9 protein-coding genes are annotated in these 15,328 nt (G+C 33.9%); 2 read left to right on the top strand and 7 right to left on the bottom strand.

What is annotated here, in order from left to right; all coding sequences use genetic code 11:
• Positions 1–151: 151 nt before the first annotated feature.
• The 5 genes from HZI73_RS13250 to HZI73_RS13230 are packed head-to-tail and all read right to left on the bottom strand — an operon-like array spanning position 152 to position 9,285.
• The gene (locus HZI73_RS13250; protein WP_212693873.1) at positions 152–3,340 is read right to left on the bottom strand and encodes a type III restriction-modification system endonuclease; all 3,189 of its coding nucleotides are present in this window, start codon (positions 3,338–3,340) and stop codon (positions 152–154) included.
• A gap of 24 nt (positions 3,341–3,364) precedes the next feature.
• Entirely contained in the window at positions 3,365–5,218 is a 1,854-nt protein-coding gene (locus HZI73_RS13245; protein WP_212693872.1) for a site-specific DNA-methyltransferase, read from the bottom strand.
• 1 nt (position 5,219) lies between these two features.
• The gene (locus HZI73_RS13240; protein ID WP_212693871.1) at positions 5,220–5,825 is read right to left on the bottom strand and encodes a DUF4391 domain-containing protein; all 606 of its coding nucleotides are present in this window, start codon (positions 5,823–5,825) and stop codon (positions 5,220–5,222) included.
• An 8-nt stretch (positions 5,826–5,833) separates the two neighbouring features.
• Positions 5,834–9,067, bottom strand: coding sequence for a helicase-related protein (locus tag HZI73_RS13235; protein WP_212693870.1), 3,234 nt, complete (start codon positions 9,065–9,067; stop codon positions 5,834–5,836).
• 23 nt (positions 9,068–9,090) lie between these two features.
• On the bottom strand, positions 9,091–9,285 hold the full coding sequence (locus HZI73_RS13230) for a MerR family transcriptional regulator (RefSeq protein ID WP_212693869.1): 195 nt from the start codon (positions 9,283–9,285) through the stop codon (positions 9,091–9,093).
• Positions 9,286–10,216: 931 nt separating this feature from the next.
• On the opposite strand from HZI73_RS13230, the gene HZI73_RS13225 reads away from it, so the two are divergent.
• The gene (locus HZI73_RS13225; RefSeq protein WP_212693868.1) at positions 10,217–11,698 is read left to right on the top strand and encodes a right-handed parallel beta-helix repeat-containing protein; all 1,482 of its coding nucleotides are present in this window, start codon (positions 10,217–10,219) and stop codon (positions 11,696–11,698) included.
• 152 nt (positions 11,699–11,850) lie between these two features.
• On the opposite strand, the gene HZI73_RS13220 is transcribed toward HZI73_RS13225, so the two are convergent.
• Positions 11,851–13,443 carry a DUF4489 domain-containing protein gene (locus HZI73_RS13220; protein ID WP_212693867.1) on the bottom strand — a complete coding sequence of 531 codons (1,593 nt, stop codon included), beginning with the start codon at positions 13,441–13,443 and terminating at the stop codon, positions 11,851–11,853.
• Between the two features lie 416 nt (positions 13,444–13,859).
• Here HZI73_RS13220 and HZI73_RS13215 point away from each other — a divergent pair, with 416 nt between their 5' ends.
• Positions 13,860–14,165: a TIGR04076 family protein gene (locus HZI73_RS13215; protein ID WP_246552139.1), complete on the top strand. Its 306-nt coding sequence runs from the start codon at positions 13,860–13,862 to the stop codon at positions 14,163–14,165.
• Between the two features lie 102 nt (positions 14,166–14,267).
• Here HZI73_RS13215 and HZI73_RS13210 read toward each other — a convergent pair whose 3' ends face one another.
• The gene (locus tag HZI73_RS13210; RefSeq protein WP_212693866.1) at positions 14,268–15,272 is read right to left on the bottom strand and encodes a tripartite tricarboxylate transporter substrate binding protein; all 1,005 of its coding nucleotides are present in this window, start codon (positions 15,270–15,272) and stop codon (positions 14,268–14,270) included.
• Positions 15,273–15,328: the final 56 nt, after the last annotated feature.

The following is a 15,328-nucleotide window of genomic DNA, read 5'->3' as shown; positions in this document are numbered from 1 at the left end:
CTGTAAACACCTCATTAATTGAGATTATCTAGGGTAAAGTTAAATATCCATCTCATTTAATATTTTCTTTAAAGCTTGGGCTTCTTCTAGTGATAAGGTAACACCTTTACCCATCTTTTTATCTTCTGGTGCCCACTCTTTAAAATTGTGACTATTCTTCTGCTACTTTACTTATATCACCATTATTAGGCTCATTAACGTACTCAAACACATTATCTTTCTTGTGATCAAAGATATCTGAATTCACAATCTCCATTAATGTTTCATAACTATCTACATCATGGTACTTCACATTATCAGTAGATATTTCATTAAACAACTTTTTAGCACAAGATATTTTAGCCTGTTCAATCGGTCTTAATTGAAGACTTTCCATTGTTCCTTTTGTCTCTGCTATGAAATAGACATGCTTAACAGCACCCTCATTGAAGGCTATAGCCCAGTCTGGAGAGTAATTACCTACCGGTGTAGGTATTGCAAAACCTTTTGGTAACTTTGCATATACACATACTTCCTCAGCACCTTCTAAATCTTCTGCAAAACGTTTCTCAACGCTCTTTTCTGCAAGTCCATCAGTAAATACATAGTCCTGGATATGCTTCGTTGATTTAAAGGCTTTATCAACACTATGTGAGTGCTTTTCTGCCGTGAAGATCGATGCATCATATTCACCTTCTGTTTTATTGTATTGAATATGTTCAACAATCATGGTAGCTTTCTGCTCATTAATTAATAGGATTGCCTTAGAAATGAATTCCTCTGGATTACGTTTAAACATATATAACTTAATTTGATCAATGCCTTTAAGAATCTCAACAACCGTTCTTCTTGTTAAAACTGTACCAGCTGCAATCTTGCCAACCAAATCATATTTAATGTCACTAGACAAAGCTCTCTCCAATTTTTGAGTTCTTGTCCTCGGTCCAGAGAATGATGTACCTCCATGAACCTGATTCCTATTCAGTTCTTCATGTTGCTGTCCAATTGCTGTTGTATACTTCAATTCAGACACGAACATTTTCTCATTAATATGCTTTATCGCATTCCTTATCAACTCTTCACTTTTAAAATGCGCAGTATATGCATACTTGTGATTAATGCTCTTCCATAGCGTCTGAAACTCTTTCTTAAAGAAATTCTCATTCAGCTCGTTCTCGTCAATTTTAGTCTTATTTGCATCTTCAATCATGCTGTCAAGAACGCTTTCATTAAACACCCCTTGAATCAAAGTGTGTATTGCTATTGACTTTTCTTTGATACTCTCAGGCAACACTGCAAGCGTATTATTTTCAAGGTCAGTTCTATAAGCATCAGTTACAGAGTCATCTTCGTCGATATATTCATTTCTTACCAGGTACTGATATATTGCAGTAGCTTCTTTAGAATTTATTGTTACTTGCTCACCGTCAACATAAATGCTCCTATTTGTGAAATAGTCGATAGAAGCCTTTGAAGGCCTTTCATAAAGCACATCTTTAATTTGTTTCTGAAGATCCGTGACAAAATCTTTATAGCTTTCACTTGCAATGACTGTGAGTTTATTAATATCGTGAACAGCATCACCTAAATTATCTTTATCCATCCTTGTACCGGAACTGTCTACGCATAATCTCAGACCTCTACCAACCTCTTGACGCTTTAAAGTGGTTGATTCTGAATGCTTCAAAGTACATAATTGGAATACATTGGGGTTATCCCATCCCTCTCTTAATGCAGAATGAGAAAAGATAAATCTTGTTGGCTCTTGGAAACTCAGCAACCTCTCCTTATCTTTTAAAATCAAGTCATATGCTGAAATATCATCAGAATACTCCTGTCCACGCTTTACTTTACTATCGATGCTATATCCTTTTTTATCTATACTAAAATAGCCATTATGCGTTTCTGATGTCCCTATTTCTTTAAGATATTTCACATAGGCTTCATCACCATCAAGTCTGATATATTCACTAACTAAAGAATTATATTCTTCCTCAAACATTCTTGCGTACTCGCCTGCAGCTTCTTCTCCCACTTCATCGTATTGCCTATATTTTGCCACTTCATCAATGAAGAATAAAGAAAGCGTCTTAATCCCCAACTTAAAAAGTTTTTCTTCTTTCTCGAAATGAGATTGTATAGTTTCTCTTATCTGAATTCTACGAATATCTTTTTCTGAAACATCACCGACCACATTACCCATTCGGATAACATTACCATTAAGAAATGTCACTGTACCGTCAATTGGATCTATAGATTGTACCGTATACCCTTCCTTATACTGTTCCATTTCATTAGAAATGAAATATAAATCATCACCAACACCTAATATACGAGTCTCTCTGTTGATAGACTTCTTATATAATATCTCAAGTTCAATTCTAGCCATTGGCGGCTTTTTACTAGATAGAATTATATTTTCTAAATAGAGATACTTATCAGTACCTCTGAAGTTTTTCACTTCAAATCCTTTAACTTCAATCTTTTTAACCAATTTATTATTGTATGCATCCAGAGCATCTAACACATAAATAAGGTTATTTTTCTTTTTATGCGTCGCAGAATAATTCAATGTGAATAGTGGATTAAAATTCTTCAAAGCACTTTGAGTCGCTTTACCTGTCATCTTCTGGGGTTCATCCAATATGAGAATTGGATTAGTTGCTTTAATTACATCAATAGGCCTTCTTGAAGCAAACTCATCTCGTTTAGAATATATAATCCTGCTATCCTTACTTTTACCACCTTCTTTTAAGGATGATGTAAAGGCTTGAGTATTTATAATCATTACATTAATCCCTGCACTACTAGCGAATTCATCTATTTGATGCAAGTTTGAGCTATTGTATATGAAAAACCTAGCCTTTTTACCGTAATGTTCCATAAAGTGATCTTCTGTAATCTGGAATGATTTATTAACCCCTTCACGTATGGCAATAGATGGTACGACAACTATAAATTTGCTCCATCCGTATCTCTTATTTAGTTCAAACATAGTTTTAATATATGCGTATGTTTTACCTGTACCAGTTTCCATCTCAATATCTAAATCACATCGACCAATATCACTAACTAAACTTGAATCTTGTTTGATATTTCTTGTGTTCTGAACTGCGATAATATTGCTAAACAAGTCACTCTTAGAAAGTTGAACTAATTCATTCTTATATCCATAGTCATCCAGTTCTTCATAATCATCTTCTAAACCAAATGTCATCTGAACAGGATCTTGTTTTTGAATAACTCTTCCTATATCACGTATATACTTAGCACCAGAGTTATAACTTTGTCCGTTAAATGTATCAACAACTGCACTAACAGCATCAGTCTGGTATTGTTGTATCTTAAAATTAAACTTCATAGCGTATCTCCTCCAAACTAATACTTATAGTACTTTTCTGATTGTATCTGGACTATACATCTGAAATATTTGATTAAAGTTGGTTGCAACGTTATCATTGGCTAATGAAAAATCACGCATTACAAAATAGTATGGCTTTTTCTTAGCAACTGCTTCTATTGTCTTCTCAGAGACATCTTTGTCGAAGCAGGCCATTAGATAGCCTGCAGCAACATTGAATACTTTTTTACCTTCTACTATTTCTTCTTCAATCTTGCTAGATAGCAGCACTCCAAGTTCTAACATGACTTGAAATAATAGGTCTTCTGAAGTTCTATCAGACTTTATGTTATCGAGTACATCATTAAATAACGTCTGCTCATACTGATTTGGATTATAATAAACTTCTTTCATATTTGTGCCATCTATTTTAAGGACTCTAAAACCTCTATCAAAATTTAAGGAATCATATTTCCCATCAAGTCTAGTTATTGCTCTCTTTATTCTTTCTTTACCAATATCACAAATAGTATCAAAACTACTTCCTTTTTTCTTTCCATCAACTTTTTCAGGTAGTTGTACTAGTATAAATCTGTGATTTGTTTTGTTTCGCGCATTATACCTAATAACTGCATCAGCCGTTGTGGCACTTCCTGAAAAGAAATCTAGTATAAACTCAGATTCATTATTATCAATCGTAATATCAATAATTTTCTCAATAAGTTTTGTAGGCTTAACAGTATCAAAAACTGCATCATCAAACAACTCCAATACTTCCTTTTTACCTTCCTTATTTGTAGCTACATCATCCCAATAATTAGTAGTTGATTGCCCTTTACTGTCAGCAGCATACATTACCCTTTGAGGAACACCATTACCATCTTTGCCAAAGTAAATTCTACCTTCTTTAAGTAATTTCTCATAACTCTTTTGAGGATATGCCCATAATCTATTATGCACTTTCCCACCAGGCGTTACAATTTTATACTCATATCCACCACCGCTCAACCCTTTTGATACAGTTATAGGAACCGGTCTCCATTCACCATTAGGAAAATCTTTAGTAGCAGGCTTATAACTTTTCTTAATATACTCGGAAGATAACGATTCAAAATTCAAGATTGCTAATGGAGATTTTCCGTATATAAGGATATATTCCCCTTGTATTGATATGTTCTTACTATCGTTTGACCTTTCTTTTTTTCTTTTCCACATAATCTGAGATACAAAGTTAGTCTCTCCAAAAATCTCATCACATATTTTTCTGAGATTAGCTACTTCATTATCGTCAATACTTATAAAAATAAAACCATCATCTCTTAATAAATCAGCAGCCAACTTAATTCTTGGATAAATCATATTCAACCAATCCGTATGGTACCTACCGTTTCTTTGAGTATTTTGATATAACCTATTGCCGTCTTCATCTAGTTGTCCATTCGCATTAATAAAGTCCTCTGTTGTCATTTTGAAATCATCTTCATATAAAAAGTCATTCCCAGTATTATATGGTGGATCTATATATATCATTTTTATCTTACCAAGATATGTCTCTTGCAACAACTTCAAGACTTCAAGATTATCACCTTCAATGTATAAATTCTTTGTATTCTCGAATTGAACACTTTCCCCACGTATAGGTCTTAAAGTCTTGTTTATTGGCGCATTAGCAGCCAAGATAGCATTTCGCTTATCAGGCCAATTGAACTGATAACGTTCTTCCCTGCCTTCAACAACATAATTCGAAAGTTCTTGTTTCAACATATCAAAATCAACAATTTGAATACTCTTACCTTCTTCATCTTTCCCCTCTGTAACACAATTTGGAAACAACTCTCTAATCTTCTTAACATTTTCATCCACATTATTGACACTTTGCATTTTTAGCTTATTATCCATCTTATAGTTCTCCCAATTCTTTTTTAAGTTCGTTTATTTTTTCAACCATTTCAAATTTCTTTCTCGGTTGTCTTTCACTTCTTGCTTTTCTATCCAAAGATTTAATATTCGCAAGAATCTTTTCTTTCATATCATTCACCTGTATTTGTTCATCAAGAGTGTTCTGAGGCTCAACATGAATATCACCTATCTGGATAATCAGCTGCTTCCACACTTCATCCAAAGTCAACCCTTGAATTTTCATTGGCTCTGATTCATCATCACGCCAATCAGAAGTAATCAACTTTCCACGGTATACAGCAAAAGATTTCTTATCTTCATATCTCAATTCAAAAATCATATTCTGATTAATTAATTTAGTAATCTTGATAATATTACTTTCATCATATTTCTTGTTTTTCAACATTATCTGAACTACGAAAAACGAATCAATCTCTAGTCCTCTTTCAATAATCATTGTACGTGTAGATACTTCGTTAACTATATAAATCCGGCTGATATCATTATCAAATTTCTCTCTTGCTTTACTATCCATACCATATTTTTTATATATGGCAGATTTCGGAATCTGTTTTTTCATCATTGTACTTTTTGGTAATCCACTCAATGTCTCACCTACCTTATCACTAAGAACCCAATAAGTTCAAAGTCATCCAATCCTTTTATCTCATTAGATATGAAACTGACTTGTCCACCCGATAAAAAGTTATCCATATCGCTCTCATCTTTGACATCAATAATGGTATGAATCGCTTCTCCTAAAAGTTCTGAAAATCTCACCATATCTTTTCCATCTTTAGTATCTTTGTTAAATGACTTATAGAGTTCTGGTATAGGTTCTATTTTGCCTCTACAAGCAAAACGCATCTTATCTAACATCTCTTTAGGTGATAAATGATCACAAACTACCTCACCATCATTACTAATATAAACCATATAAAATGGATGCAAGCGATTTTGATTATCTACATTAATATTTCCATTGATATTCTTGAGCACATATATAATACCAGGTGGCGTATCTTCTCCACTTGCAGTTACAGCATGAAGTCCAAATGGCATTTTATCTAGCTCTGGATGTTCTTTCACATACTCCAATAAATCAAGTCTGAACTCATTTAATCCAAGATCCATAATTGATATACCACTTGACATATCTTCAATATCCACAACTTCTTCTTGAAGTCTTTTCAACTGTTGTTTTCTATATTCTAAGTCAGCTTTTTCTTCGCTGCTAATTATATTTTCGTCACCAGTTGCTGTCATATTGACAATTTTCATTCTGGTTTCAACTCTTGATTTAAGACTTATATATTCATCAAGGGTGATATTGGGCCAGAAGTTAACTAGCTGAATACAATCATTTCTGCTACCAATCCGGTCAATACGTCCGAATCTCTGAATAATTCTTACAGGGTTCCAATGAATATCGTAATTTATCAAATAATCACAATCCTGTAAATTCTGGCCTTCAGAAATACAATCTGTAGCAATAAGAATGTCTAGTTCTGCAGGGTTATCTGGCATCAATAAATTCTTATCTTTAGAAATTGGCGAGAAACAAGTTAATACCGTATTCAAATCCGTTGGCAACTTTGGTATCGTCGTTCTTCCCTCAACTGATCCAGTAATCATAGCTGTATCAAGTTCAAACTCCTTTTTCATTGTTTTACTGACGTTACTATATAGATACTCAGCAGTATCAGCAAATGCAGTAAAAATAATAACTTTCTTATTCATATTATTGATTGGCTCTATTTGCTTAACTCTTATTACATCAAATAGCTCCTGCAATTTTGTATCATGATCCGGGGTAATATCCCCAACCATAAGTGTAATAAGTTCAAGGATTTCTCTATCCTTATCAAGGTAATTTCTCCAACTTACATAATCCATATCAGCTAAATCAATCTTGACTTTTTTCCCAATAGAGAACATGTCTGTCGAATTCAAGTCATCATCATCTAGTTCATTTACATTTGAAAAGTCAGTCATATTTAAGCTTAGTCCAGAGTGTTTATCATATTGATCGATTGAATTAATTGTTTCTTCAATTAGAGTTTTAATACGCTTCAAAGTTAAATTAAATGAGTAAACGGAACTTTCCATACGTTTCATCAAGTTAATTGACATCAATCTTCTAATACCTTCTTCTCTACCAACTTGAGTCAATCCAATTTCTTTTTCATCACCATATAACTCTATATACTTCGACATTCTACTAGGAAGAATATATTGTGATGGTGTATAAATACTTAAGTTAAGCAACATTAAATTATCGAATATTTCATTGTAACTAATAGCATCTTCTAGATCAGTTAACTGAGGGTGTTTCGAAATTGGTTTTAATCTTGTTGGAAACTTCCCAACACTACTAGTGTCATAGTACTTTTCTATATGCTTTCGAGATCTGGCTATTGTTACACTGTCTAACACTTCAAAGAAATCAAAATCTAGCATTTTCAGCAATCTGTTTGTAGTTCTTTCTTCAGGCACAGATTTACTCCATGTATTAAATGCACTTTGAGCGCTTCTAAATATATCATCAATAGATCTGTTGATATTAAGCTTCTCATCAATCAGGGTACTATCACCTTCATATGCAAGCTGTAACTGATTTTTCAGATCATTAAATCGATTATTTACAGGTGTAGCCGATAGCATTAGGACTTTAGTTTTTACACCTTTTCTTATCACTTTATTAAGTAGTTTCAAATAACGGTTTTCTTTTTGATCTGATTCGCCGGTTATCTTACCACCATTTCTAAAAATATGAGATTCATCTATAACTACAAGATCATAATTCCCCCAATTCAATCGGTCTAAATCCAAACCATTAGATGGCCCTTTAGTTCTATTTAAATCAGTATGGTAAAGCACATCATAACGAAGTCTATCGGTTGCAATAGGGTTATTTACGTAGTTATCTTTATAAGTATTCCAGTTATTAGATAACTTCTTTGGACATAATACAAGAACAGACTTATTCCTGTTCTCATAGTATTTAATTACTGCCAAAGCTGTGAATGTCTTACCAAGACCGACACTGTCAGCAAGTATACAGCCGTTATATTTCTCAAGCTTATTAATGATTGCTAACGCAGCATCTTTTTGAAAATTGTAAAGCATGTCCCATATTTTACTATCCTTAAAACCGGTAGCATCATTGGGTAAAACATCCTCGGAGATATCCTCCAAAAATTCATTGAAAATATTATATAGTGTAATAAAGTAAATGAACTCAGGTGAATTTTCATTATATGCTGCTGTCATATTGTCTACGACCTCATCAGTAACTACCTGCAGCTTCGCGTCATCCATCCAAATGGAATCGAATAGATGTAGGTACGCACTGGAAAAAGGAGTATCCGTCTTTTGAACCATATTATAGGCATTATTTCCTCTTTCACACCCTAAATCTACTGTTGTAAATCCTGCGATTGGCATATAATTCTTATCATCAATGTTAATGAAACCCATCATATTATCATTTGTAATATTAGACTTAAATACAGCTTTTGCTTTTATCCAGTCAGCACACTCTTTAGCTATAGATTTTTGAGTAAGTTCGTTACGCAATTTCACTTCAAATTCAGTGCCGTAGATACTACGCTCTCTTGACAATCTTGGAATATAGAATTCTCTTTTCTCTTTTTTCGCTTTTTCAGTTGTAAAGGTCGGGGATGTAAAAATAAACCTTAGTTCATCAATATGCTTCAATTGACTTTTAAGTTCCTGGAAAGCATACATCGAAAAGTATGCTGCTGCTATTGAAACCTTGCTGTCTTTCTTAATTTCTTCTGCTAAATCATCTTTTAACGTTTTATTGACGTTATCTATTAACTGCATCTTAATATCCCTTCTCCACAAAACTATTTATCCTTGCCTACCCCCATTGTCTTTGGTCCACGTTTTTTTTGTAATGGCTTAACTGCCTTATCTGGTATAAACCATGCATTGCCATGCTTAAATGCACCTTCAACCCTACCTTCATTACACAAAACCTGAACCCTACGTGTTGATATACTCCACTTTACGGCTGCTTCTTTTATAGTTATAAATTCCATCGAAACCTCCTAAAAACTCGCTATTATAATTATATTCCTAATTGCGAACAAAATCAAATTAAATATGTACAACTCATAATCATCATTTAAACTGATTGAGAAATCTACTGCCATTTGACTGCAGTTACACCAATACTATTAAAAACACCATGGATTTAATGGATATATCGTAAACCCAATACCACTAAAAATCAGCCTTTAAAAGCCACTAATTACCCTAGACTGGATTTAACGTGTAAAAAATATCATACTAATTATAGATAAACACAACAGGTCTTTCATTACAGACTTGTTGTGTTTTTTTATGTTTGAATTAAGCTAAAGACCCATCTTTTTAAAGGTTTAATTCTTCTCTGAAATTACCTTCTATCATTTCTCGGACAAACAATCACAGTTTACATAAAATTGCATATGCTGTACTAAAAAAATCTATAGTAGTGGAAAAGCTAATTTTAGATTTTTCTAGTATGCAAAATTAAAGCGAAAGGAAGTGAAAAACAATGAGTAGCTATCTAAAAGATTCATGTGAAAAGAACTGTAAAAAAGCAACATGTTGTGGCTGTGATGGCATAGCGATTGCTTTAGGGTTGTTTACTTTAGGTCTTTCTATTGTTATTGCAACTGCACTCGTTTTATTCGTTATATTTTGTCCATGCCCACTTACGATTATTGTAATAATTATTAGCACAATAATCGCCCTGTTCCTATTGTCCTTGATTTGCAAATTAGTTAACATCTGCATATCGTCACATTATTCATGCTGCAGTGATAGGATAAAATAAATGCGGTTTAGAAGAAGTTGTTCAAAAATATTTTTTGATAAGGTATGACTCGTTATGCTGAATATAGGTTGTTTTAATATATCAGTAATATAGATTTATCAATTATATTTTAGACAAAACTGTATTATAAGGGGGTTTTGATTTGTAAAATGAGTCAAAATTTATGCAGAAACATTCGCCTATTGGGTCTTTGCCTCATAATCATCATAGGCATGCTTATTTTATTATTGTTCTTTCAAGGAAGGGTGTTGGTTGTCGGACCCGATAATGAATTTACTACCATTCAAGCTGCTGTAGACGCAGCTGACTCAGGGGATATCATTTTAGTTACGGGAGAAGGAAGTCCCTATGTGGAAGAAGTCTCAATAATGAACAAGAACAGACTCAAAATCATAGGCATCATGAAACCTGTTTTAGATGGTATGGATGCTCTCACCTTTGCTATAACCATTGAAGACTCATCAAATGTTAAAATAAAAGGTTTTGTTATTCAAAATTATCTTAGTAATGGTATTCGGTTAATTAATGCAGAGTCCAATACCATTTCATGTAATACCATACAAAATATTGGAAGTACAGATATAGAACCAGCAGGCATATCTGCTCTAAACTCTTTAGAAAACGTTATGACACGAAATGTTATTATGAATACATTGAGAGGTATCGTCGTTGCACAAAATTCGGATAGTACCCTCATTGAACTCAATCGATGTATTTCCTCTGAAGAGGACGGCATTTTCATTGATGGTTCAAATAATTGCACCATTAAAGGCAACAAAACAACTAGAAATGGTGACGATGGTATTAATATTATTGCCAGTAACAACAACGTTATTAAGTGTAATACAATAACTAAAAATGATGACGATGGTATTGATCTTACAGATAGTAGCAACAACCTAATTAAAGGTAATACAATAACGAATAATGATGATGATGGGGTCAGTCTAGAAAGAGATATAACGAACTTTAATCAAATTATTGGGAATAACATATCTAACAATATGGTACATGGAATTTTTTTAGTTTCGGATACCAATAATAACATCATTAGAAAAAATAAAATTATGCGCAATGGTGATGACGGCATTTTAGTCGATACAGAGTCCAATAATCATACCATTGAAAGTAATTTAATTCAAGGAAATATAGGCGACGGTATTTTATTAGATGGTGATAATATAGAAGGTCCATCCTTTAATATTATCATCAGAAAAAATAACATTCATGAAAATACAGGAGATGGTATCGAGGTAAATACTTTCTCGAACAATAATACCATCACGAAGAATAATGTACTTAGAAATGGAGAAAATGGCATCCTATTGGATGCAAATCCAGAATCTGGAGCTTCATTCAATAATCTTGTGAATAAGAATACGGTTAACCACAATATCCGTGACGGTATTCGAGTACAAGGGGCATCCAACAATAACATACTAGAAGCTAATAAAGTTACTAGAAATGGCGCAGATGGTATCTTCTTAGACCTGGACTCTTTTGACAATCAAGTAGACTTTAATTGTGTATTTTTTAATATCAATTTTGATATAGAAGATCTAGACAGTAATACCTTTAATGGAAACAGGTGCGGAAACTCAGTTGGAACAAACGTAGATTGTGGGAATTAATGGATAAGCAAAACCGCTACATGCCTATCTTAACTGACATGAAGCGGTTTCTTATATTGAAATCATACATTTAAACTTAGTTTTAATGTGTCAATAGCCTCTACTTTCTAACATTTTACTGGATAGTAGCGGTCTATTATTAATACCCCTTACTATCCCTCTTGAGCCAGTGCAGCTATTCTACCATCACCAACTGTTACAGTGCCATTAATATCGGGTAATGTGCCTTCAGATGTAAATGTTATCGGCATAACCGTTACAAAGTAATCACAACAACCAGGACAGGTTGTGCAATCACAATAATTAAAGCTAAAGGTTTCTATAGATGCAACATTTAGTATTGGCAGTTTATCCAATATCCATAAACCTATTGTTACAGGTGTTCCATCAGCACAGACTCTGACTAATTCGTACCGTAGTTGAGCTGCTGAACCTATATTCTCTAATGCCTCAAATCTCACCGTGCTGGAGAATTCAATATCCACTACCGGCTTACATAAACAAGATGTGTCAACGGTAACATGGGCTAATTGGAAGGGTGTATCATCGGATGATGACGTGAAGGTTGTGTTTCCACTACCACTACCACATGCTAACAAGCTTTTTTTAGGCTTGGGATGTACAGGTTTACAGACAGCACCATTACTTTTATCTTCATAGATTTTGCGTTCATTAGACTTGAAATCATAGTCTTCTGTTCCTTGAGCATAACCATTCATTAGAACATTACATACTTCCCAAGTTGCAAGTGCCCCATCATCATCGCCTAAATCTGTTTGTAATGGTGTTACCCTTACAAAATAAACACAGCAGTCCGATATATGTGAGCATTCACAATATATAAAACCAAAGGAATTCTGTACTTGAACAAATGTAATATCCACTTCTGTTCCAACAGTTTCCTCAAATGTCCAAATACCACAGGATACTGGCTCACTATTACCACATACTTTGAACAACTCAAACTGAAGAGCAATCTCTGTGAAAACTGAATTGGACATTTCAATAATACTCGAAAATTCTATTAAAACCTTTGGCTTCTTTAAGCAAGTGGTGTCAACTGTAACTTGGGCTATGTCTTCTGGTTCCTGGGGAGAAGAAAATTGTGCAATGAGTGTTTGCCCCCCTGTAGATCCTTGACCACATGCCAATATCAGCTTATTTGATTCTCTATCAGCAGGTTTCTTCATGTCTTTTTTCTGTCTTTTATTTACGTCATCCCACCAATCCTGTGCGAAAGCTGCCATTCGTCCATTACTAACTGTAGCAGACGCATCCTCGCCGGTTATTTCAATTGGTGTTACCGTCACAAAATAATCACAGCATCTACTCATTGTTTGATTGCCACAAAAGATGAAATTAAATGACTCTTGAATGCTTTCAACAAAGCCTTGACCTTGCGTATCTTTCTCAAACATCCACGTTCCTAACGATAATGGCTGTCGGCCATCACAGGCTTCAAATAATTCATATTGCAATCGAACGACTCCGGTGTTCGTTGAATTCACTCTAACAAGACTAGAGAATTTTATAAGCACTTCTGGTTTTTTCAAAGAGCTTGTATTAACCGTTACATGAGCTAATTGAAAGGAATCATCCTCCGTTGATGTAAAGGTTGTCATTCCAGTTCCCTGACCACATTCTAATTGTATTTTCTTTGGCTTAGGACTCTTTGGTTTACACTTACTAAAATCTATATCTGGCTTACAAGCCATACACTCTGCGTTGACATCACTATAATTCATTTTTAACCTCCATCTATATATTTTACCGTCATATGTGATTGAAAACAGTTTGTACATTATTTCACCACATTTAATGTGGCTTAAAGATACTTGTCTACTAATTCATGTTATTAGATTTACATTTGGTACAGGCTTATATGATTCACAGGCTTCAAATCTTTATATTTTACTATATAATATGTAGTTTTTAACTTATTGGACATACATTTTGTATTTTAATGTAATAGGATTCATAGAGCTTCAATGTTATGGGTATCTTACCATTATCTATATGGTAAAGACCCCTAAATTTAACTATTTAGCTGTGACTTTACATCATATGTTGTCGTCTTTTTACAATTATTCACATTGGTCTTCATTTACAATTGTATTAACATGTTAAATGCTATTAATAAACTATATACGAAAGAGGTTTTATGATGTCCAAATGTAGAATCACAGTCATTAAAAGAATGCTCAATGAAGATCTCGCTAATGCATACTGCAAACGTCCTGAAATATGTAGCGTGTTTACGGATAATCAAACGTTTATGGTAGATTCCCCACAAAAGCCACTTGGGTTTTGCGATGGCGCTTGGGATTGTATTTCACATTATGTTTTTGCTTTTCTTCATGGAGGAGGAGATTTTTACACAGGTTGGATGAAAGATGAAAATACCATGATCGCTTGTTGCAACGATGGCGTTAGACCCGTTGTTTTCAAGTTGGAAAGAGTCGATTAAGCGTGTAAAATAAATATATCGTCAATTTAAAAAAACCGCTATACGCCATTTTAACTGGCATGTAGCGGTTACATGTTTACGCTCCTTTTTAATTGAAACAGCCTATTCTTCACTAGTCATTTCTATTTCAAGCAATTTCCTATACACTTCTAAATCCTCTTGTATAAATTCAAGAAATGCTTCTTGAGGTCTATAATCATAATGTAAATTCAATTCTTTGAGCAAAGAGATAAACTGTTCATCCTTAGCAGCTTTCGTCAATCTTTCTAACAAATATTCCTTAATTTGATGATCTGTGTCCTTCGGAATGGCAAGCCCTCTCCAGGTATAGATACTGAAGTCATAACCACTTTCAGTAAATGTTTTAAGGTCTGGTAAAGCATCCAGTCTATCATCTGCTAATACGGTTAATACTTTAATTTCCCCAGCCTCTATATGTTCAATGACTTCTGAAACACCTGAAATAACCATATCCGTTTTACCTTGTAGTACATCCAGCACTGCCAGGGATGTCCCATCATAATAACGGTCTTCAAATTGAAGGTCTGTATGTAAAGCTATACCTTTAGCAGCAAAGTTCCATACACTTCCTTTACCTGCACTACCAATCGTATAAGTCTTATCATTTTTATGATAATCGGCAATTAATTCTTCTATGGTATCAAAAGGAAAATCCTTTGATACCACGAGGATGCCTGGTTCTGTGTTTAACAGCATCAAAAGCTCCATATGCTGATAATCAAAATCAATTAATCCATATGACGATAATGAGTTAATCTCTGATGTGATGACTGTAATCGTATAACCGTCATTATTTGAAAAAATGCCTTCACGTAAACCTCTAGAACCACTATCACCTAGTTTATTAACGGGTATAATGGGCTGTTCAACATACCCTTCACAAGATAATGCTAACGCCCTACCAACACCATCTGTTCCGCCGCCTGGGGCAAAAGGAATAACCAAACGTATGGCTTTTGTAGGAAATGTATCTGTTTCGTTCTCTATTTCCATTAGCTCTTGACGATCATTAATCAAACGAAAACACCCTGTAAACATGATAAGGGTTAACAAGAATACCGTTATTTTTATCCTTATATTTTTCAAAATCAGGACTCCCTCACGACTATTTTTCTCATAATATCAAAATTATCATTCTTTGT

The organism is Vallitalea pronyensis (genome assembly GCF_018141445.1).
GTDB lineage: Bacteria > Bacillota > Clostridia > Lachnospirales > Vallitaleaceae > Vallitalea > Vallitalea pronyensis.
The sequence above is the reverse complement of the archived record's forward strand: the minus strand, read 5'-3'. Positions and strand labels throughout refer to the sequence as shown.

Bases quoted from the DNA above. Each gene is read 5' to 3' on its own strand.
- HZI73_RS13250 (WP_212693873.1), bottom strand. From the start codon at position 3,340: ATGAAGTTTAATTTTAAGATACAACAATACCAGACTGATGCTGTTAGT.
- HZI73_RS13245 (WP_212693872.1), bottom strand. From the start codon at position 5,218: ATGGATAATAAGCTAAAAATGCAAAGTGTCAATAATGTGGATGAAAAT.
- HZI73_RS13235 (WP_212693870.1), bottom strand. From the start codon at position 9,067: ATGCAGTTAATAGATAACGTCAATAAAACGTTAAAAGATGATTTAGCA.
- HZI73_RS13230 (WP_212693869.1), bottom strand. From the start codon at position 9,285: ATGGAATTTATAACTATAAAAGAAGCAGCCGTAAAGTGGAGTATATCA.
- HZI73_RS13225 (WP_212693868.1), top strand. From the start codon at position 10,217: ATGAGTCAAAATTTATGCAGAAACATTCGCCTATTGGGTCTTTGCCTC.
- HZI73_RS13220 (WP_212693867.1), bottom strand. From the start codon at position 13,443: ATGAATTATAGTGATGTCAACGCAGAGTGTATGGCTTGTAAGCCAGAT.
- HZI73_RS13215 (WP_246552139.1), top strand. From the start codon at position 13,860: ATGATGTCCAAATGTAGAATCACAGTCATTAAAAGAATGCTCAATGAA.